Annotated in this window: 13 protein-coding genes and 1 pseudogene; 3 read left to right on the plus strand and 11 right to left on the minus strand. The window is 68.3% G+C overall.

Annotated features, from left to right (window positions below; translation table 11 throughout):
• The first annotated feature begins 588 nt into the window (after positions 1-588).
• Complete coding sequence (locus tag ABD317_RS06720) at positions 589-3063, plus strand: DEAD/DEAH box helicase (RefSeq protein ID WP_344288802.1); 2475 nt, start codon at positions 589-591, stop codon at positions 3061-3063.
• 27 nt (positions 3064-3090) lie between these two features.
• On the opposite strand, the gene ABD317_RS06725 is transcribed toward ABD317_RS06720, so the two are convergent.
• From ABD317_RS06725 to ABD317_RS06745, 5 genes and pseudogenes are all read right to left on the minus strand, one after another.
• Positions 3091-3276 carry a hypothetical protein gene (locus tag ABD317_RS06725; RefSeq protein WP_344288804.1) on the minus strand — a complete coding sequence of 62 codons (186 nt, stop codon included), beginning with the start codon at positions 3274-3276 and terminating at the stop codon, positions 3091-3093.
• 167 nt (positions 3277-3443) lie between these two features.
• Positions 3444-4637 (minus strand): annotated as a pseudogene (locus ABD317_RS06730) (IS256 family transposase); the annotation flags it as partial.
• Positions 4638-5159: 522 nt separating this feature from the next.
• Positions 5160-7229, minus strand: coding sequence for a Shedu anti-phage system protein SduA domain-containing protein (locus tag ABD317_RS06735; RefSeq protein WP_344288806.1), 2070 nt, complete (start codon positions 7227-7229; stop codon positions 5160-5162).
• 300 nt (positions 7230-7529) lie between these two features.
• Positions 7530-7823: a hypothetical protein gene (locus tag ABD317_RS06740; protein WP_344288808.1), complete on the minus strand. Its 294-nt coding sequence runs from the start codon at positions 7821-7823 to the stop codon at positions 7530-7532.
• Positions 7824-7946: 123 nt separating this feature from the next.
• On the minus strand, positions 7947-9632 hold the full coding sequence (locus ABD317_RS06745; RefSeq protein ID WP_344288810.1) for a hypothetical protein: 1686 nt from the start codon (positions 9630-9632) through the stop codon (positions 7947-7949).
• A 137-nt stretch (positions 9633-9769) separates the two neighbouring features.
• Between ABD317_RS06745 and ABD317_RS06750 the strand changes: the two genes are divergently transcribed.
• Both ABD317_RS06750 and ABD317_RS06755 read left to right on the plus strand, forming a co-directional pair.
• Positions 9770-10570, plus strand: coding sequence for an ATP-binding protein (locus ABD317_RS06750; RefSeq protein ID WP_344288812.1), 801 nt, complete (start codon positions 9770-9772; stop codon positions 10568-10570).
• 206 nt (positions 10571-10776) lie between these two features.
• Entirely contained in the window at positions 10777-11190 is a 414-nt protein-coding gene (locus ABD317_RS06755) for a hypothetical protein (RefSeq protein ID WP_344288814.1), read from the plus strand.
• Between the two features lie 160 nt (positions 11191-11350).
• Here ABD317_RS06755 and ABD317_RS06760 read toward each other — a convergent pair whose 3' ends face one another.
• The 6 genes from ABD317_RS06760 to ABD317_RS06785 form a co-directional block, all read right to left on the minus strand.
• The gene (locus tag ABD317_RS06760) at positions 11351-12769 is read right to left on the minus strand and encodes a Wadjet anti-phage system protein JetD domain-containing protein (protein ID WP_344288816.1); all 1419 of its coding nucleotides are present in this window, start codon (positions 12767-12769) and stop codon (positions 11351-11353) included.
• Positions 12762-15833 carry a hypothetical protein gene (locus ABD317_RS06765; RefSeq protein WP_344288818.1) on the minus strand — a complete coding sequence of 1024 codons (3072 nt, stop codon included), beginning with the start codon at positions 15831-15833 and terminating at the stop codon, positions 12762-12764. The genes ABD317_RS06760 and ABD317_RS06765 overlap by 8 nt, the downstream gene beginning before the upstream one ends.
• On the minus strand, positions 15830-16480 hold the full coding sequence (locus ABD317_RS06770) for a hypothetical protein (protein WP_344288820.1): 651 nt from the start codon (positions 16478-16480) through the stop codon (positions 15830-15832). The genes ABD317_RS06765 and ABD317_RS06770 overlap by 4 nt, the downstream gene beginning before the upstream one ends.
• A 4-nt stretch (positions 16481-16484) precedes the next feature.
• Positions 16485-17051, minus strand: a complete 567-nt coding sequence (locus ABD317_RS06775; protein ID WP_344288822.1) for a hypothetical protein — start codon at positions 17049-17051, stop codon at positions 16485-16487.
• A 40-nt stretch (positions 17052-17091) separates the two neighbouring features.
• Positions 17092-18393, minus strand: coding sequence for a hypothetical protein (locus tag ABD317_RS06780; RefSeq protein WP_344288824.1), 1302 nt, complete (start codon positions 18391-18393; stop codon positions 17092-17094).
• A 315-nt stretch (positions 18394-18708) separates the two neighbouring features.
• Positions 18709-20097 (minus strand): hypothetical protein, encoded by a 1389-nt coding sequence (locus ABD317_RS06785; protein ID WP_344288826.1) that lies wholly within the window; start codon positions 20095-20097, stop codon positions 18709-18711.
• Between the last annotated feature and the right edge of the window lie 190 nt (positions 20098-20287).

The raw sequence follows: 20287 nt of genomic DNA on the forward strand, positions 1-20287 counted from the left end.
CCCGCGGAGCGGGTTATGGGCTCGCTGCGCGAGCCCATAACGACCGTGATCCGCTCCGCGGATCACGGAGCATCGCTTCGCTCGGCAATCACGCTCCGCGTGATTCAGAAAACCCGCTGCGCGGGTTTCACCGGCTCCGCTTCGCTCCGCCGGAGCGAAGCGGCCGGCTGTGAGGCTCCGGGCGGGTGTGCATCGCAAGTGATGCACCATGTGAAGTTCCGAAAGCCAGGCCACTCCCCCTAGATGACGCTGCGTCGGCATCAGGCGAGACGGCCCCGCGAGGCTCCACGATGCGTCTCTCCGGGCGCCCCTGCGCGGATTGCCGTTGGAGGCTCCGGGCTTGACCGGAAGTGATCGTCAGGGCGCGGTTCCTCACACGGGGAGCGTACCGGATGCACTCGATAGAGGGAAGCATTCGCACGGTAGTGCATCGTTAGGATGCATCATGTAGAATCCCGAGATAAACTCTACCTCCGGAGGCCCGCCAGGGACCAGTCGAAGCGCCGGGCGCGAAGCTCCAACGTTGCCTCCATAGACCCGAATTCAGCAGCTCCAGCAGCATACGCTTCTGCCTCAGGGGAGGAATTGATGCGCACGGGACCGAGCACTCTAAGGCCCCATCAAGTTGAGGCTGTCGACGCCGCAGTAAGGGCGCTGGAGCCCGCGCCCGGGAGGCCGTTCCCGGCGGATGGGTTGCGGGCGACGGTGGTGTCCGCGTGCGGTACCGGCAAGACGGCGATGGCCGCGCATGCCGCGCAGCGTCTCGCGCCGTATGGCCGCGTGCTGGTCCTCGTTCCCACCCTGGAGCTGCTGTCGCAGACCGTGGCGGCGTGGCAGGCCGAGGGCCGGGATGGCATGGCGGTGGCGGTGTGCTCGCTGACCGATGACCCGGTGCTGTGGAACGCCGGGGTGCGGGTGACGACCAACCCGATCCAGCTGGCGCTGTGGCTGGGTGGCAAGTCTCACGTGACCGTGTTCGGGACGTACGCGAGCCTGCCGGTGCTGATCGAGGCGCATGAGGGCGCTTACGGTCAGCGCCTTGATCGTTTTGATCTGATCTGTGTGGATGAGGCGCACCGGGTGTCGGGGTCGATGGGGAAGGCGTGGACGGCGGTCCACCACCAGGACCAGGTGCCGGCCGACCGTCGGCTGTACCTGACGGCCACCCCGCGGATCTGGGAGGTGCGTCCGCCGGCGGAGGTGGTGGAGGGGATGCGTGAGGCGCTGCCGGAGGAGATGGCCGCGTCCATGGACGATGAGGCCGTCTTCGGGCCGACGGTGTTCGAGCTCCCCTTGGCGGAGGCCGTGCGCAGGGAGCTGTTGGCCCAGTTCCAACTGATCGTTTGCGAAATTCGGGACCCCGAGCTCGGCAATGGGGAGTTGTACGGGGAGGACAAGCGGAGTGAGCAGGTGCGGGGGAAGCGGATGGCGGCACTGCAGACCGCGGTGCTGGAGGCCGCCGCGGCGCATGGCCTCAGGAAGATGATCACGTTCCATCATCGGAGGCTGGAAGCCGAAGCCTGGGCGGCCGGGCTGCCCGGCGTGGCGGCCAAGCTGCACGCCGCCGAGCCGGAGCGGCATCCGAACCCGGAGTTGGTGTGGGCGGACTGGCTGTGCGGCGAGCACGAGCCGGAGCGCCGGCGCCAGGTGCTGCGCCAGCTCGGCGACGGCGTCGACGGCCGGGGCCGGCCGGTGCAGCGCGCCGTGGTCGCGAACTGCAAGGTCTTGGGGGAGGGTGTCGACTGCCCGGAGGTGGAGTCAGTCGCCATCGTCGACCCGAAGGGGTCGGTGGTGGACATCGTCCAGGCCCTCGGCCGGGCGCTTAGGCAGAAGCCCCGGGAAGGGAAGATGGCGAGCATCCTCGTTCCCGTCTTCCTGGAGGAGAGGGAAGATCCGGAGGATATGCGCGGAATCGGGTGGAGGTCGCTCATTGCCGTGATGCAAGCGCTACGGGCTCACGATTCCAAAATGGTGGAGATGCTCGCCATTCCGCAGGAGAAATCCGAGCGTGTAGAGCCGTCCGAGTCCATCGGGATGGCCCCGGAGGAAGGCGAGGAAGAGGGGCGGCTCTTGCTGCGCTTCTCCACCAAGCGCAGCCCTGAGGCAATCAGGCGATTCGTAAGCATGCAGGTCATCAACCCCGTGGGCGCGTCGTGGGCACGTGGCCACGCCGCCGCGGTGCGCTACGCGAAGGAGTACGGAAATCTCCGCGTTCCGCTGACGTACCGCGAAGCCGGCACGAACTTCCCGCTGGGCCGGTGGATTTCCGACCAGCGGACGGAGAATTCCGCGGGGCGCATGGACGACAACGCCGAGGGACGGCGGCGGAAACGGGAGCTGAACGAGATCGGCATGGTCTGGTCAGCTCCGGATCTGGCATGGGAGGAGAACCTGGCCGCCGCCCGCGCCTACTACGCCGAACACCGAACTCTATGCGCTCCACAGGGAGCGGCATCGGAAAACCGCCCGATCGGGCAATGGCTCACGAATTTGAGGCGCCCGGGCGGCTTGGGCAAGGATCCCATTAAAGCCGCACAGCGGGCCGCGGACCTGGCGGATATCGACCCCGAATGGAATCCGCGCGAGCTGGGCTGGACGACCGACTGGCAGCGCATGTACGTCAAAGTCCGCACCTGCGTGGAGGCTGGCGCGTCGCTGGAGGAGTTGGCGCCGGGGGGAAGAATCGGTGCCGAGGATGTCGGACGGTGGGTCAAGCGGCAACAGGAGGGCTGGGACGCCCTGAACGCCGAGCAGCGGCGCCGGCTGTCCGCCCTGGGCGTGGCAGCCGCTGAGAAGCCCGCCCAGGCCCGTACGGCGCCGCCCAGGGGCGGGGCGAGGGCAGCGGCGTTCGAGCGCGGCCTGCGCGCCGCCCGGCAGTACCGCGAACGCGAAGGAACCCTGGAGGCCGTGCCCCGCAAGCACATCGAGACCGTCGTCGACGACGACGGGACCGAGCACGACGTACGGCTCGGGGTATGGCTGACCAACATCAAAACCAGGCGCAGCACGCTGACCCCGGAGCGCGCCGAAGCGCTGAACGAGCTCGGGCTGCGGTGGGTGTGAGCCGAGGTCGGTGGCTCTTGTCGACGGTCAGCGGGTGGTGTTCTCGGTGCGCATCATGCGGCGCAGGCTGGTGCGGGCTGCGGGGCCGCCACGCTGCTGCGCCGCCTGGTCACCGCCTGCTTCATCGTCGTCGCCTATCTGACGGGCATGCGCCCCGGGGAGGTCCTCGGCCTGCGCACCGGCTGCTGCCCCGAGCCACACAGCGGACCCCACCTGATCTACGGCAACGTGTACAAGACCGCCCTCGACGAACAAGGCAACCACCTGTCGTCCGGCATCCCACGGGAAGCCCTCTGGGTGGCCATCGCCCCGGTCACCCGTGCCATTCGCGTACTGGAGCACATCGTCCCCGACGGCGCCCTGATCTGCTGCCGGGGGTTGGTGGGGTTGTCGGTGAGGAGTTCGGCCATGGAGGCTTCGGAGAGGTAGCGGCGGTCGAAGACCTGCCATTCGTTGTGGAGTTCGGCCAGGACGGCGGCGGTCAGTCGGTCCAGGGCGGCGGGGTTGGGGAAGACCTGGACGACGTCGGCTCGTCGTTTGATCTCCCGGTTCAGCCGTTCCAGCGGATTGGTTGACCAGATCTTCTTCCAGTGCGCGGTCGGGAAGTCGGCGAATGCGGTGATGTCCCCGGCTGCCTCGATCAGCATGGTCTTGACCTGGGGGAACTGTCGTCCGAGCATGTCGGCGACCACGTTCAGCTGGGTGCGGACGGCCTCGGCGGTCCTCTGAGCGAAGATGGTGCGGATGGTGGCGGCGACCATCTCCCCGGAGCCCTTCTCGATCACGGAGAAGACGTCGCGGACGAAGTGGACCCTGCACCGTTGCCAGGCCGCGCCGAGGAACACCGACCGGGTCGCGGCCACCAGGCCGCTGTGGCTGTCGGAGATCACCAGTTGCACGTTCTCCAGGCCGCGGGCCCGTAAGGAGCGCAGGAACTTCGTCCAGAACGCCTTGGACTCGCTGTCGCCGACCATCAGTCCGAGGATCTCGCGGTGACCGGTGGCGGAGATGCCGGTGGCGATGACCACGGCCTGGGAGACGATGCGGTGGTTGACCCGGGCCTTGCAGTAGGTGGCGTCGAGGAACACGTAGGGGAAGATGGTGTGATCCAGCGGCCGTTCCTTGAACGCGGTCAGCTCGGTGTCGAGTTCGCCGCAGATCCTGGAGACCTCCGACTTGGAGATGCCCGACTGCGCGCCGAGTGCCTTGACCAGGTCGTCCACGCTGCGGGTGGACACTCCGTGCACGTATGCCTCCATCACCACGGCGAACAAGGCCCGGTCGATCCGCCGGCGCCGCTCCAGCAGCGAGGGGAAGAACGACCCGGTCCGCACCTTCGGGATCTTCAGGTCCACATCGCCGGCCTGGGTGGTCAGCAGCCGGTCCCGGTGGCCGTTGCGCCAGGTCTTGCGAGTTTCGGAGTGCTCGCCGGGGGCGGCGCCGATGGCCTCGGTGGCCTCGGCCTCGATGAGTTCTTGCAGGATGCGCTCCACCAGCATCCTGATCGCTTCAACTCCGTCGGCCGTGCGTAGTGACTCAAGCAGCCGCATCAGGTCAGACTGGGACAAGGCCATCGTGTGCTCCTCCGGTTGAACTGGCCGTTCACCAGGGAGACTGCGCGATGGCCTACCCCTTGTTCAGGGAGTACGCACCCACAACCGGTGCACGCCCCCGGCAGACACCCACACGTTCACAACCCCAACCGCCTACACCACCCGGCGGGACACGATCGCTTCGCGTGCCCACCGCGGTCGAGCGATGAGTCAGGGCCGTGCAGTCAAGCTGGCGCGGGTCGTACAGGGTCGGCCGCCAGCCCCGAACTACCCCAGCTCGGAGGAGAGCGCGACAACGGTGTCGGCCTCGCCCTGCGTCCAGCTTGCGACGCCGAGCAGCAGGCAATCCAGCGGGCCACCGACCAGTTCGGGCGTAGCACGGATCGGGCTCGTCGTGGTCAGCGCGCTATAGACCCGGCGACATAGCAGCTACTCGTCATCACGGTCCATCCGTTCAGCCTGGCAGCCGCCCCTGACAGCCCGGATCACACCAGGCTGTAGGCCGTCGTCTCACACACGCCGTCCAGGCCGACGATGGGCGGCCTAGCGATCTTCGACGATGAAGCACGCTCGCTGGTAAAGCTCGTCGAACGTGATGATCTCGACGTCCTGGATCGATGTCCGGTACAGCTCGAAGGAGTTGATCTTCTCCGGGTTCACGGCGCCGTTGTGAGTGAACTCGCGCAGACTACCGATCACCACGACTTGCCGGGGCCGAGTAGTGGACATTTCGACACCGGTCGGAGTTCCGTCGTCGTCGTAGATGCGGGTGAGGAACTCGCGGGAGATGAGCTGTTGGGCCTTGCTGGCGGTCTTCTGCACCTGCGCCACACCACCACTCAGTTCTTTTGAGGCCTGGTAGACGCCCGCGCGGTACGGGGTCTTGGCGAGCAGCTCCGTGTCGTGGGTCTTGATTTCGCAGAAAAGCATGCTGCTGATCAGGCCCTTGGAACGCATGATGGCGTCGATGCGTTTCCCGGCTCCGCCGAAGATGTTCGCACCGGTGGTGATGCGTTCCAGCTTGCCGTCGTCGATAGATTCGCAGGCGATGAGGTTGAGGCCGTAGCCGAAGATCCACTGGTTCGCTTCGAAGAAGGCCTGCCAGACCGCTTCCGCCCCGCGCGTTGTTGCCAGGTTCTCCTCCTGCTGGAAGTAGTCCGGATCGGTCAGCAACCGCTCGAACCTCCGGAGCTGCTCTCTGCGGTTGCTGATCAGGCGGATGTCCTCTTCGGTGAGTCCACCGCCGATCGCGGTCCTGACCGCGCTGAGAACCATCGTCCGATCTTGGCCGGTCAGCAGGTGGGTCAGTTGGTCCTCGTCCCTGGCCACGAGCTGAAGGGAGTCGCCGGGCGTGCTGAGCCCCGCGCATCCCTGGAGGAAGTTGATGGCCTTCCAGAAGTTCTCGTGGACACCCCCGGTGTCGACGAGCGCCTTGACAGCTCGGGTGATCCCGGTATCAGGCACCGAATACGTGGCGGAGGTCTCCCCTGCCTTCCTCTTGTCCTTCTTCCACAGCTTGATCCTCGGCGTGAAGGTGTCGCCCTTCTTGATGATGGTGACGTTGCACAGGGTGGCCACCCGAGGGCGGTCGTCGAGGACGAAGTCGGTGATCATCCGGCGTGCGCGGGTGTCGTAGAGATAGTGGAACCCGTTGTTATCCTGCGAGGCACGGATCTCTAGATCGGCGAAATCCCTGCGGGTGACGTCGAACTCGGTAGTGGAGAAGGAGAGGCGGAGACCGCGAACGATGGGGGTAGCGGGGGCCGCAGCCTCGGTCCGCCAGTCCGGGGAGATGTTGGGCAGCGGCCGGTTATCGCCTACGACCACAAGGTTCTGGACGTCGGTGCGTCCGAACTGGCTGAGCAATTTCTTTAGTGTCCGCCAGATCACCTCCTTCATCTCCGGGGTGCAGGTGGGCTGGAGTTCGCGCTCGGCGGTCAGGACCGCCTCGTAGGTGTCCGCCGTCCAATCGTCACCAGGCATGGGGTTGAAAATGCCGCCGTCGCGGCGCAGGGTCAGGACAGACGTGCGCAACAGGTCACACGCAGTCCCCTCGCCGGCGCAGTCGAGGAGGCTGTACGCCTGTCCTAGGACCAGATTGAGCTTGCTCGTGTCGTCGTCGTTCAGCGGCAGCGGGACCAGCGGCCCCGTGGCCGGAAGCCGAACCGGCATGTAGATAGGGCGGCCCGAGAGGAAGTCGTGTGGACGCAGGCCCCACCCGTCCGGTGCCAGCAGTCGGTTGAACTCCTCAACCTGCCTCGTCGCCTCCTCGACACCAGCCACGACCTCGGGATGGACGGTTCGCGCAAGGAAAGCGAGCAGCACCTCGTCCGGTCCGTCGGAGAGCTTCAACCGGGGGTCCTCGAAGATCCAGTCGTCATCCAGGTCGTAGTTGTTAATCCGGTGCTGCTGGATGTCAGCGCGGACAGTCGGGAGCCGGCTGTTATCGACCGTAGGTTGGTCTAGGTCGTAGAGGCCCCCCAGGAACGTGACCTCGTCCAGTTTCCCCCACCAGGGGCTCGGTATCTCGCGCAGGTAGTTGAAGATGTCGTGCCGCGTCACCGATGTGATCGATGGCTGCGGGTGTGCCGGGGCGGAGTCGCTGGACGTCATGTGTCTCAGGATGGAGGGCAGGGCGGCCAGGTACCGGCAGATCGAGATCTTTCTTCCCAGACGAGATGTAGGCAGAGTGCCGTAGCGGGACCGCCGATGCGAGGCGCACACAGAGTTCCTCACCAATCCGCCCCCCACTGGCTCAGAGCCCTGTGGCACGCGCCGCCGAAGCCCTGGGAGTAGCCGCCCCGGCCGGACGTCAGTCGCAGAATCTGACCGCCCTCGTGGCCGGGGCCTGGTGCTGCTGCTCCTCGGCCGCGCCACCGACCTGCCCGGCGCCCTCACCGGCGGCCGCTGACGTCAGACGCGTCGGAGTCCGGACCGGAGGACTGGCGCGTGGCCCGGAGAATCTGACGGCGGGCCGGAAGTGGGGAGTGACCGGCGCTGCTGGTGGTGCCAGCGGGCGCGCCACCAGGCCAGCCGGTGCTCGGAGTCTTGAGGAAAGACGGACTGGATGACCGTGACGAGCAGGCCGAGGGCGAAGCAGGTGAAGGCCACGGCCGTCAGCCACCACGGGGCACCGATCAGGGCCAGGACGAGGCCGCAGATGCCGGTGGCCGTCGACGAGATGAGTGGTCGGGTCGGGTTGTTCATCGAAGGCTTCCCCCTCGGGCGGGCGTACATGTGCGGTACGCGGGATGTCGGAAGTCCGGGCGTTGTTGCTCGGCCTGCATCCAGTTCTACGAAGAGGGTTCTTCGGGATTGTATCGGTGGGTGTCACACGCACCGTCGGGCACTGCGCTTCCTGGGCGCGTAGCGGTCGAACGCGTAGCGCCATGCCTGCTGCATCGACTGCCCCGCGATCAGCGAGCTCCTTGGGTGCACGACGGCGGCCAGCCACCGCACTAAGTCGGTAGAGGTCCCGGCGAGGAACTCATCAGCAACCGACAGTCCCGGCCACCGCCACGTCGCCTTGTGCACCCGAAACCGTAAACCTAGCCGGCTGTTGAGACGGCTGGCCACGAGCGTGAACTGCCGAACGTTGCCGCGTGCTTCCCGTAGATATTGCAGATCCTCCTGGTCGCAGCCGTCGAGTGTGAGGTCGTCGATGAGCTCGTCCATGTGCTGCAGGGTCGCCGCGCGGGCCTCGGCCATGGCGCGCCGGCGCTCCTCGGCGCTAATGAGGCCGAAGTCGTACGCCCTGCCCACCGGGACATCCAGTGCGAGGCACAGGTCAGGGTCGTCCTCAGCGTCGAACTCGTGGTTCCAGTCGACCAGAAGGGCCTCGATGTAGCCGGTGATCTGCTCGGGCCGCAGTCCACTCGCGGCGGCGAGCAGCACTTCGGCGCCGGGCACGGGCTCGAAGCCCGGCTCGTGCGGCCAGCGCTGCAGCGGCCACACCGCCTGCCGGTTGCGGTAGGGGAAGGCCAGGGTACGGCCCTCGGCCGTCCACGCCGCGTACGGCTGCGGCAGCCGTCCGGCGGGCGTGAGGGTGGGGACGGCGGCATGCCAGTTGGGCGGGCGGGACAGCACCCAGCCGGGCGGCTTGATCATGTACTCGGCCGCGTCCGTCTGGGTGCGGCCGGTGAGCCAGTCCTCGAAGTCCTGTAGACCAACCTGGCGTTCAGCGCGCCACACCACAGTCCCGCCGCGCCCGCTGTAGTCGTAACTGGTGGTTCCCCGCTGCAGGTACGCCCGACGCTCCTTGTCGGCGTGGAGGGTGTCCTGGTACAGAAGGTCCCAGGCCTCGCCCTCCTCCTGCAGCAGCCGCTCGTTATCCGCAGCCCGCGGCCCCGTCAACAGGTCACGGGCGATGTTGGCCGCGATCTGGAAGCGGGCCGGGGAGTGCCAAGCCACGTCCTCCTCGAGGGCCACCGCAACCGCCAGCAGGTGCTGGCCGCCGTCCCGCGCTGTGTCGGACGTCCAGGACATCGCGATGCGCACCTCCTCCGCCGCGTCCAGGAGTTCGATCTCCGGTCCGGTGCAGAGTGCGGCGGCAGCCAGCCTCCACAGGTTGCGGGCGGCACGGTGGCGCAAGAGGGGAAGCAAGTCGCCCAGGAATTCGTCCGTGAACGGGTCGGCCACCGCGATGGCGGTCACCACCGCATCGCTCAGCAGCCGGCTCTGGTAGTCCCTAAAGGCGCGCTGGTACTGCCCTGGCAGCCGCAGCGAGACCGCGCGGGCCCGTTCCAGCAGGCCTGCTCTCACCCGCAGCCGCAGGGGTCGGTCGGCACGCGGGTCGCCTCGCCAGCGCGGTGGCGGCGGATAGCGCAACACGGTGGAGATGTGCGTCAGCCGGTCCTCGGGATATTCCTGCTCCTGCCGCTCGACGTGCTCGGCCAGCAACCGACGCACGGTCGCATCCCGGGAGCCGCCCTGCCTGGCAGTGACAGCGGCCAGAGCATCGAAGGCGCAGACCGGGATCCTGACGTTGGTCTCCGTGTACTCCGGGTTGACGGGCATACCGCGATTATCAGGACAGCACCGCGTCCGACGCGACGCACTCGGTCTGTTCACTGCCTGCCCTGTCGGCCTAAGCCCGGCGGCAGAGCGAGGACACTACGCCACCGAGTTCCACTGTCTATCCAGAACGCCCAGTGATGATCCTCGGCCGCCACCAGCAGACCACCGCCCGGCCCTCCCTGATCGTCACCGGACCCGCCGCAGCCGGCAAACCCACCGCCCTGCTGAACGTCGGCCGCACCTGCCACCTCGCCCACACCCGCAAAAACCCACCACCACCCGGATCAGCCCACCCTGCCGTACCCGTGGCGTACGTCCTCGTCCCGCCCGGCGCCACCGCAAAAACCCTCATCACCGAATTCGCCCGCTACCTCGGCATCCCCGTGGCCACCCGCATGACCCAGACCCAGATCACCGACGCCGTCTGCCACACCTACACCGCCGCCGGCGTCCAACTCGTCCTCATCGACGAGATCCATCGCCTCAACCCACGCACCACCACCGGCGCCCAAACCGCCGACCTGATCAAAGACCTCACCGAACGCCTGCCCGCCACCTTCGTCTACGCCGGCATCAACGTCACCGACACACCCCTCTTCAACGGCGTGAGAGGCGCTCAACTCGCCGGACGCGCCACCCTCATCACCTGCGGCCCCCTCCCCGCCCGCCACGGCAGACGCCAACCCTTCCGCGACGTCATCACCGACATCGAAAACGCCCTCGACCTCGAGCACCACAAACGCGGCACCCTCCCCCGCCACGCCTCCTACCTACACCAGCGCACCGCCGGCCGCATCGGATCCCTCACCCGGCTCATCCGCCAAGCCGCCATCACCGCCATCAGCGACGGCACCGAACGCATCACCAAGGCCACACTCGAGGCCATCCGCCTCGACCACCTCGCCGAAACCCACCACCGCCCCACCCGCAACCGCTAAACCCATCCATCAGACAGCAAGAGCAGCCCTGAACAGCACAAACACCGACCGGTCCATTACACGCTAGAACTACCTACAACGAACCCAGCCGCCCTCAACACAGAATGCATAACCCCAGCCCACAACCCTCGAACTACCCGCGGGAACCGCTCACCTCATCTCTCAGCAAACCAACAAAACAGCAGACTTCCCCGTGCTCTGGTGCGATGGCCACGGCGCAGCTGTTGCGGCCCGCCCCCGCGATCGAGATCGCACCCGAGGCGGCAGCCCCTCTCGCCGCCCTCGCGCATCCGCTCATCGCTGGAGCGCTGAGCGTGCTGGCCTTCACCCAGGCCAGTCTGGGCCGCCTGCGTTTCACCCGCGACCTCGACCTCACCGGCGACGTCAGCTCTATCAAGCTCCACGGAGTCCGTCATCGGTACTGCCCCTTGTATGTGGTCCCCGTCTGGGCGCGCCCGTTGCTGGCCGGCGCCCGCGCCCACCACCGTCTGACGAATCGCTTGCCTGGGGAGGACGTGTTCGCCCCCGTGATGGTCGCCGAAGCACGTCATCTGCGCGCGCACGCGGGACGCCTGCCCCACCTCGATCTGACCCCGCGCGCCAGCATCCTTGTCCCCTGAGCCGTGACGTACTGACCCTCCATCGCTGCGCACCACAGACACCGCGCCAGGACCGGCGACGTGACAGGCCGCCGTCCACGGTCGAGGGTCCAGGAGCGGAGGGAGAGTACGCCGACAACAACTCCAACCGGTTTCCCCCGCTCTGCCGTCTGCTGCGAGCTCAGGAACTGCCGGGCACGGGTACGGCTTTCAGCAGGTCCGGAAGCGTGGGGAGGACGTCGTCGTAGAGGGTCTCCTGTTCGCAGCCGTGCCCGTCGGCTTGAGCGATCTCTTCGGCCAGATCGCGCAGAGCCTCGATGCCCTGGTGCGCGAGCCGGGCGGCGAGCTTGCGGTTCTCCTCTAGTTTCTGGGGCTCTTGGCGGTATTTGGTGCCGCCTCGGTAAAGGTCGACGGTCATCGCGACGGGTGTGATGGGCCGTCCGATCCGGTCGGCGAGGTTGCCGATGATACGGATGCCGTGGGCGTCGAGGTCACCCCATGCCGCGACGGGCAAGCCATCGAGGCCGCGAAGGAATTCGGCCAGGCCGTCGGTCGCATAGCCCTTGCCCCAGATGCACAGCCATCTGTCGGCGATTTCTGGGATCTTGCAGACCTGTTCGAAGGTGTCCTCGTTCTCGATCAGGAAGATGCCCTGGGCGTCGCAGGAGATCATGCCGAGGTTGCGGACGCCGCGGGCGGGCAGAGCAAGCCAGGGGTTGCAGGCTGCCGCGTCGGCGATGACGGTGCCGACGCGCCACTGCAGGGGGCCGCGGATGCGCAGTTCGGTGTCGGCCTTGTCGACGGCCTGGTCGAAGGGGATGCCGATCAGGTTGGAGAAGGCCTGTTGCCTGACGGAGGTCCAGGCGCTTTTGGTGTCGCGCAGGCTGCGTCCGGCGAGTGCCTTGGCGGTGATCTTGCGTGGTGCGCTCTGGGCGGGCCACCAGGTGCCGGCGGCCCGGATGGCGACCTCGTAGACGCGCCAGTCCTCGGCACGCGTGGCGGTGCCCTCGGGAATTTTCAGGACCCGGCCGGGAGGTGTGTTGGCCAGCAACGCGTGCTCGTGGGCGAGTTGAGGGACGTTGGACATGATGTCGAGGAGCTCGCGGTGCAGGTCCTCGGGGTGCTGGCGGCCTTGGAGTTCGGCGAGTTTGTCCTCGGCGAGTTCGGCCCATGACTGGGTCAGGGTCCAGGAGCGCGGGCTGTAGCCGGTGGCGTTGACGACGTCGCAGCGCAGGATGACGGCGCCGCAGCGGATGAGGTCGACCACGATCTGCCAGGCGTTGTCGCCGAGGTCGCCTTGGATGGTGGGCCAGCGTTTGGTGCTCTTGGTCCGCAGGACTTTGATCAGTTGTCGGCTGCTCAGGGTGGGCGGCGGATCGTAGGGGCTGACGGGGTGATCGGCGACGAGGTCGACCTGCCGGGGACTGATGCGTCGTCGACGGTCTCTGGGGACGCGCACCTGGACGATGTCGTCACTGTCCTTGGTGATGCGCGGCAGGGTGACGGCGGTGATGCCCGATGGCAGGTCGCGCAGGGGAACGGTCTCGCGGCCGTGTGCCTCGCCGATGAGGAGTGGAGGCCGGGGGGTGAGGTCAGGCATGGGCGCGTCCTGCGGTGACCCAGTCTTCGGTGAGTTGGGTGCGGGCGCCGTTGCTGTCGAAGGCCCATGCGCTGGTGGGCTGGTTGACGATGTCGGCTTCTGATGCGTGGACGAACCACAGCAGTTCCCCGCAGACATCGGCGGCGTCGGCCAGGACGCTGTCCTGGCAGGTGCCGAGGATGGTCAGGTGCTGGTCACGGGCGACGTCGCGCAGGGCGGCGAGCATGTCCTTGCGGTTGACCTCCCCGAGGCTGTTGCCAAGTTCGTCCAGGATCAGAACTCTGCCCTGGGTCTGGGAGTCAGCCAGGAGCGCTGCGAGGACGAGCAGGATGGCGTGCACCTTGACCTGGGCGCTGTTGGCGTTCTCTCGGTAGGAGACGTATCCGCCGCTGCGGGAGCGTTTCCAGCGCGGGATGACCTGCCACTGCCAGTCGCCGGCCCCTTGGGGGCGGACGCTGAGGTGCTCGAGCTTGGCCCCGTGGCCGTCGCGGCGCAGGTCGAGGTCGTTGAAGGCCGCGCTGATCTGGGCGAAGAGACCGTCGAGGTGCTTTTCGATCATGTCCTGGAGGGTTTCCAGGTTGCGGGCGCTGGTGGCGGCCCCGTTGGTGAGTTCCGCGATCGCCTGCTCCCGGGCGTGCTGGTCGTGGGTGACGCGCGCGGCGGCGACCTCGTCCTGGTCCCGGTGGCCGGCGAGGCGGTTCTCGAGCGGGGCCGCCACGTCGGCGAAGGTGAGGGTGGGAAGGCCGGCGGGATCGCTGTCGGCGAAGGCCTGCATCATTTCCTCGCCGGTGCGGAGGTCTTGGCCGACGTCCGCGCCCGGGGTGCCGTCGACGCCGTAGTGCTCGTAGGCCCGGCGCAGTCCGTCCTCCGCCTGCCGGCGCAGGGCCGCCGGCCGGGATGAACGGGCCTGGTCCGATGCCTGGTCCAGGAGGCGTACGGCGTCTTCGAGGGGTTCGCCCCACTGCTGCTGCCACCGGGATGCCGCGACCTGATCGCGCTGGCGCTCAAGGTTCGCCAGGTTGCGGTGGCGTTCCTTGAGCGCCTTGCCGGCCCCTTCCAGGGTGAGCTTCGCGTTGGTGAGGAGCTGTTCGTGGGCGGCGTGCCCGGCCACGGCCTCCTGCCAGATCTGCTGGAGTTCCTGTTCGTCGCGCACGGCCTTGGTGGCGCGGCCGGCGAGATCGTCGATTTTGGTCTGGAGGTCGTTCTCCTGGGTGTCCAGGCGGAAGAGTTCTTCGGCCGCCTGGGCGGCTGCGTGCTGGGTCTGGGCCAGGGTGAGGGCAGCGGTGGCGACGGTCACGGTTTCGGTGGCCTCGGTGAAGGCTTCCTCGGCGGCTGTGAGGACGGCGCGGGCTTGTCGGAGCCGAGCTTCGCGTCCGGCCAGCGCGGTGGGAAAGCCGCCCGCCACGGTCAGCGCCAGCTCCTGGTCACGGACGGCCAAGCCGTCGGACGAAGGGATCAGGCGCTGTTGAAGGGTGGCGAGGAAGTGTGCCACGTTCAGGGTGCTGTGAATGCCCTCTGGCAGGGGCTGCTGCCGCACGTCGAACGCGATGATCTGTGCGCCGGGCAGAGCGGCATGCAGAAGACGGCGGGCCGTGTCTTCGTGCTCGGGTTCGACGACGATCGCGTCCTGCCAGGGGGCCAGACGCGGCTCCCACTCCGGACGGGCGGCTTCGTCCACGTTGAGCTGGTCGAGCAGGCCGTGCGCGCGGATGCGGTGTTCGCTCAGCAGGTCGATGGCGCGGCCGGCTTGACCGCTGCGGCCCTGTTCGACGTTGTGCAGGCGGGTGCGGGCGCGGGTGACGGTGTCTTCGGCCTCGCCGCGTTGCAGCTCTGCCTTGGCGTGCTCGCGTTGGCGTTGCTTCAGGCGGTCGGCCGCGGTGGTGCAGTCGCTGCCGTCCCAGCCTTGCGCCTGGGGCAGCAGGGTGGTCCGCCGAGCGCGCAGTACCGCCTGCCGCGTGGTCAACTCCGTGACGTTCTTGGACAGCTCACCGACGAGCTGTCGGGCATCGAACCAGGCTTGGTGGGCTTTGCCTTTCTGGGCGGCAAGTTCCTCGGCGGACCCGAGCGAGTTCACGTGATCCTCGGCTGCCCGCACCAGCGCTTCGGCTGTCTCGGCGGCCTGTTTCTCTTCGTCCATGAGCGCGGCAACACGCTGGTCACTGTGGTGGGCGTCGCGGTAGGAGGCGGCGAGGTAGCGGCGCCAGGCTTCGTGGCCGCGCTGGAGGGCGAGGCGGGCGGCCTCGCGGGCGCGCACGCCGCTCATCACCTGTTCTTCGGCGAGCAGCGCCTGTGCGTGTTCGGCCTGGGCCTTCTCGAGGCTGATCTGGTGCTGCAGGCCCTGGCCGCGCAGGTCGTCTTCTTCCTCCAGCAGGGGGGTCATGCCCGACAGGGCAATCAGGGACCGGCCGATGTCGTGGGGCTCCATCTCGGTCAGCTGCTGGCTGAGCAGGGAGGGAACGGGTGGGCGCAGGGCTGTGTCGAGGTAGGTGAGGCAGCGTGGGGCGGTGCCGTAGAGCTTCTCGGCCATGGCGCGGGCGGAGAGGAGCTGGCGTGTGCCCAGCTCGCGCCACAGGGTGTCGGCCTGGATGCTGCGCTCGTGGTCGGTGGGGGCGTCGGCGACGTGGAGGCCTTCGGTCCAATTGGCCTGCAGGTATGGGGTGGTGGTCGCGATGCGGACCCAGACGGTCACGGGGCTGGTGGCGGGATCATCTGGGTGGGCGAAGACGCCGACGATGTAGCCGTGGGTGACCGGGGATGCCTGGTGGGCCTGGTCGACGCCGGCTGCGTCGGGGCGGAACAGGATGCCGCTGGCGTGCCGACCGCCGTTGGTCTCCAGGCGCCATTGCGGGTCGGCGAGCAGCAAGGAGACGGCGATGAGGAAGCTGGTCTTGCCGGAGCCGTTGGAGTCGTCTTTGGGGCCGAGGCCGGAGACGGCGATGAAGGTCTCCGGGACGATCGGGACGGCGTGTGCCGTGAGCCGTGCGATGGCGAAGGCTTGGACGGCGATGAGCTGGCGGTCGCCGACGATGCCCCGGGAGGGGTCGGAGGTGGGCGGGCTGGTCATGGTGTGTCGTGCACCTCGTGGTCGGGAGCAGGGGCCGTCGGCACGGTGGGGCGGGCGCGGCGCCGGCGGATGGATTCGGCGAGAGCGCTGTCGGGATCGGCGAGCAGGATCAGCTGCTCGAACAGTTCGGCGCCCAATGCCGGCGTCAGCCGCAGGAACTGGTGGCCCAGTGCATAGCCCGTTCTGGTGCGGCGGACCAGGCCGGCATCGGTGAGGCGCTGCAGCGCGCCGGTGAGGACGACGTCGGACACCTGGCAGCCCTTGAGCTGTTCCCGAGGCACGGGCTCGCCCTGGGTCCACAGCTGCTCGGGCAGGGTGGTGCCGGACGCTCGGGGAACGGCGACGCTGAACAGCAGGATCAGGGTGAGGACGGCGCGGTCCTCGCGCGGCAGGACCCCGATTCCTTCGTGCGCGAGACGGTGTCTGATCTCGTCGCTGTAGCCGCTGAGGTAGCCGCCGCCGACCGCGAGCAGGGTGCGTCCGGATGCGGCCAGGACCTGCTCCACCACCATGCGCAGCGGGGTTTCCGCGAGGGCGCGGTAGTGGGTGGACGGCACGGGCAGCATGGCGCTCTCCACGGCGCAGACCGCCGCTCTGACATCGGCTCGCCGGTTGTGGGACAGGGCGTGCAGTGCCGGTACGTCCACCGGCTCACCCCTTCCTCGGAGCGGGCAGGACGTTGTAGCCGCTGCGCAGTTCGGCCACGTCGCACTCGGACCACAGCGCGGCCATGGGCCCGAGGCGGATCATGCCGTCGCCGACGTCTGCCGCGAGGTGGCCGCAGGCGCGCAGGAACCGCAGGGCCGTCAGGAAGTGCCCGGTCTGGCCCAGCACTGCCGCGCTGTCCCGGGGGGCGAGGGTGTCCTGGAGAGGAGTCAGGGCGGCGATGACGTCCTCCTGCGGGGCGGGCTGTCCCGGGTACAGCGGCTGGCTGGGGTCGGGCCAGCAGTGGCGGATGCAGCAGGCCAGGGTGACCAGGCGGACGGCCGAGGCGGTGCGGTGGACGTCGCTGTCGCCCAGGGCGCCGCTGGCCGGTTCAACGTCGGCGGCCCAGCCGGCCATGAGTTCCTGGATGCCGTCGGGGGCGGCGACGATATCCACCAGACGGCGCTCCACATCGTCGACGGCGCGGCGCAGCCGGGTGAGTTCGGTACGGTCCGCCGGGACGGCAACGGTGCGCAGGGCTCGGGCGCGTGCCAGCAGGTAGGGGTCACTCATGGGGGCTCTGCGGTGCGGATTCGGCGTCGTCGTTCATGTCCTAGGGGCTGTCGGGGATGCGGGACATGGTTACCGGCGAGGCGTAGGTGACCGGGCCTGCGGCGTCCACGATGACCTCGCGGGAGATGTCGAGCATGAGCGGGATGGCGGGGTCGGCTGCGGCGCGCAGCATGTCGACCAGGTGCTTGACCGCTGCCTGCCAGGGCAGGGCGCGCAGGCGGGCGGTGACGTCGGCCACGTCCTTGCCAGCCATGAGCAGGGTCACGGTGGCCTCCCGTCGCTGCCGTGCAAGGGCGGCCTTGGCCCGTGCGGTCTCGACCGGATCCGGGCCGGGCGGCTGGGTGGGAGGGCGCGGCAGGCGCTGCCGGGGTGGCGGGGGCTGGTGGTCGGCGGCGGCGGTGAGGATCTGGCCCGTGGTGATCTGGACGTGCGGCGGATCGAAGACAGTCGCGGCGAACACCTGCGCCAGCGCGTCGACGGAGGAGCGCCGGGCCGCGGTCACGTACTGCTCGGGAAGGAGCATGCTGAAGTCGCGGCGGGTGGTGGCTTGTTGCATGAGCCGGTCGTGGAACTCATGGACGGCGGCCGTGTAGCGCAGGGCTTCCTGGATCAGGCGGGTTCCGGCGGGGCGCAGGGCGGGGTACTGCTCGGCGACGGCGTGGACCAGGTGTTTCGCCTCCTCGAGCGAGGTGGAGTGGGCGTGGTGGTGGCGCTGGCCCAGCAGTTCTTCGATGGGTCTGGTCCGCACGAGCCGCAGCAGGTGGTTGGTGTAGTTCGCCAGGCTCCGCCGGGCCTGGGCGATCTTGGCGGCCAGTTGTTCCTCGGTCAGGGATCCGTTCAGCAGGCCTTCGCGGGCCCGGTCCAGCAGCATGGTGATTTCCTGGACGCCGCCGGCCTCCCCCAGACGCTCGTAGACCAACAGCGCAGCGCCGCTGGTCGGGTTGAACACATACCGCTGGTCGTGGGCCTTGCCGCGCAGTGACTCCAGCAGACGAAGCTTGGTGAAGACCCGGAACCTCGCATCGAATGCGTCGGCGGAGGCCACCGCGGCACACGCCTGGGCGATCTCCGCGCGGCTCAGGCCATGTTCGGAGCCGAAGTCACCGAACACGTCCCGGATCGTCTCGGCGATGCGCAGGGCCACCGGATCATCCGTCACTGCGTTCGCTGAAGCAGCAACCGGTGCCGCGAACGGCGATACGTGTTCAAGACCGTCTGCGCTGTCCTCCCGCTGAACGGAGAACAAGTCAGGCTGATCCGGCAAGTGGCCCTTCACCCCCATATCTCTGTAACCCTGCACCAGCATGACCTCTACCGAGCCCAAAGAGCCCGGAAACCACATAACTTGTCCTTCGGGCTCGGTGGACAACGGGCACACCGACTTCCTCGTCCACGTGGATCCCTGGCTCACTGTCACCCTCAACCGACCAGGACACCGCCCGACCTCCGGGCCGACGGCCTGACACGCGTCACGCCGTCCCCGCGTCCCAGCCATCAACGCTTGCAGGGTGAGATGCCACCTCACAACCTGGCGCGCCAGCTCACGGCACTGCAGAACAGCACAAATTTGGCGGACGACTGGCGAGTTCCGCGCCCAAGCGGCAGGCTGTCCGCCACGGCTTGAACGCATCATGGTCGCCCGGCGTGAGGCGCTGGCCTACCGGCGGAAGCCTCGCCTGGGATCGCGGACACTGTGGCTGCCGAAGGGCGCGAACCAGGCGGCCGCCCTGAGGTCGCCCATGCCCATGGACTGGTTCGTAGGATCCTGCGGGTCTTCGATGCCGCCGAGTTTCGGGTCGAAGAGCATCAGGACGTCATGGTCCTGGAACAGCAGATCGGAGCAGCCGTCCCAGCTGTAGTCGTCGCCGTGTTCGGGGAGGGTGTGGTGGGCGTCGGTCTGAGGGCGGTCCTCCAGGTAGGTCGGGGCGTCCTCGATGGCCAGATGCAGGGCCATCTCCTCCGCGGTGCAAGTGGGTTCGGGCCACTTGCCCCGGGCCAGGTCTGCGGCCAGGTCGTCGAAGGCGCGCGCCATGTGCCGCCGCCATCGGTGGTCGGCTGTCCAGGTGAGGGGGGGCAACCGGTCGAAGACTTCCCAGGTGGTGGAGCCGGCGTCCGGCAGGAACTGGTCCCCCAGGCGGTGTGCGTCGTCGTAGGCCTGGTCCGCGAGGAGAACCAGGGCCGTGTGGAGCAGGTCGGCGGTGCGGGGGGTGAGCTGCCAGCCGCACTCCTCGCAGTCTGGGTCCTCGCCCTTGCAGGGGCAGTCCCGGACAGCGAAGAGGACGGCGAAGTTCGGTGTCTGCTCACCGGCTGCGGGCCTTTTGCGCTGCTGGCGCAGGCGCCAGCCGTGCACGAACCGGGTGACGAGCGGCGCCGCGCTCCAGTCGGCCAGTTCGTCGCCGTCCTCGGCCCGCAGGAGTTCTGCAAAACTCTGGTCTTCCAGCGTCTGGCTCCCTGTGACATCGCTGTCCTCGGTGAGGGTGATCACCGCGCCGGCCAGGTCACGCGGGTCGTCCTCACCGAGTTCGGACGCCGGCAGCGGCTCCCAGCCGCGACGGGCAGCGGCCTGAAGGAGCGCGTCTTCGTCGGTGATGTGGAACTCGCGCAGGTGGGTGATCCGCACGACCTTCCCCGGCAGGTCCTTGAGCCGGGGGTGGCCCGCCACAGCGGCGGACGCCGCGGAGGCCGGCTCGTCGTCGCACGGCTCCGGGTCCGGATCCGATGCCATGAACAGAGCGCCGGGTTCGGCGGGCCAGGTCCCGTTCGCGGCTCGCGCGACGGCCTGGCGCAGGGAGCCGGCTGGCGCATCCGGCATCTGGGCCGTGAGAGCGGCCAGTTCGTCATCGACGGCCGCAGCGTCACGCAGCGCCAGGACCCGGCGCAGGATTCCGGTCGCCTCGACGGCGTGCTCGGGGTTTTTGCAGGTCAAAACGGCAGCCAGGGAACTGGGGCCGTGATCGTGTGCCAGGAGGGCCAGCACGCGGCTCTTGCTGGAGGTGTGTTCGCACAGGAAATCGATGGCCCGGGCCACGGACAGCGATGACGTCATCGCGGGACTCCAAAAGAGATGAGCGCGGTGCTCACCGGGCGAACGGCGCACGCGCACAGACAGGACCCGCTGGTGGACACGGTACGGCCGCGTCCCCGGACGGTGAAAGAGGCAAGCTGGAGCGCCAGTTGGTGTCCTCGCTACGAACGAAGACCCGGACTCGGCTGACGCAGACACTACCCGAGACGAC

The sequence above is a fragment of the Streptomyces synnematoformans genome, from assembly GCF_039531005.1.
Lineage (GTDB): Bacteria > Actinomycetota > Actinomycetes > Streptomycetales > Streptomycetaceae > Streptomyces > Streptomyces synnematoformans.

What these genes read in the sequence shown, in the direction of transcription:
- ABD317_RS06720 (WP_344288802.1), top strand. Translation starts at nt 589, where the DNA reads ATGCGCACGGGACCGAGCACTCTAAGGCCCCATCAAGTTGAGGCTGTC.
- ABD317_RS06735 (WP_344288806.1), bottom strand. Translation starts at nt 7,229, where the DNA reads ATGACGTCCAGCGACTCCGCCCCGGCACACCCGCAGCCATCGATCACA.
- ABD317_RS06740 (WP_344288808.1), bottom strand. Translation starts at nt 7,823, where the DNA reads ATGAACAACCCGACCCGACCACTCATCTCGTCGACGGCCACCGGCATC.
- ABD317_RS06745 (WP_344288810.1), bottom strand. Translation starts at nt 9,632, where the DNA reads ATGCCCGTCAACCCGGAGTACACGGAGACCAACGTCAGGATCCCGGTC.
- ABD317_RS06750 (WP_344288812.1), top strand. Translation starts at nt 9,770, where the DNA reads ATGATCCTCGGCCGCCACCAGCAGACCACCGCCCGGCCCTCCCTGATC.
- ABD317_RS06755 (WP_344288814.1), top strand. Translation starts at nt 10,777, where the DNA reads ATGGCCACGGCGCAGCTGTTGCGGCCCGCCCCCGCGATCGAGATCGCA.
- ABD317_RS06760 (WP_344288816.1), bottom strand. Translation starts at nt 12,769, where the DNA reads ATGCCTGACCTCACCCCCCGGCCTCCACTCCTCATCGGCGAGGCACAC.
- ABD317_RS06765 (WP_344288818.1), bottom strand. Translation starts at nt 15,833, where the DNA reads ATGACCAGCCCGCCCACCTCCGACCCCTCCCGGGGCATCGTCGGCGAC.
- ABD317_RS06775 (WP_344288822.1), bottom strand. Translation starts at nt 17,051, where the DNA reads ATGAGTGACCCCTACCTGCTGGCACGCGCCCGAGCCCTGCGCACCGTT.
- ABD317_RS06780 (WP_344288824.1), bottom strand. Translation starts at nt 18,393, where the DNA reads ATGTGGTTTCCGGGCTCTTTGGGCTCGGTAGAGGTCATGCTGGTGCAG.
- ABD317_RS06785 (WP_344288826.1), bottom strand. Translation starts at nt 20,097, where the DNA reads ATGACGTCATCGCTGTCCGTGGCCCGGGCCATCGATTTCCTGTGCGAA.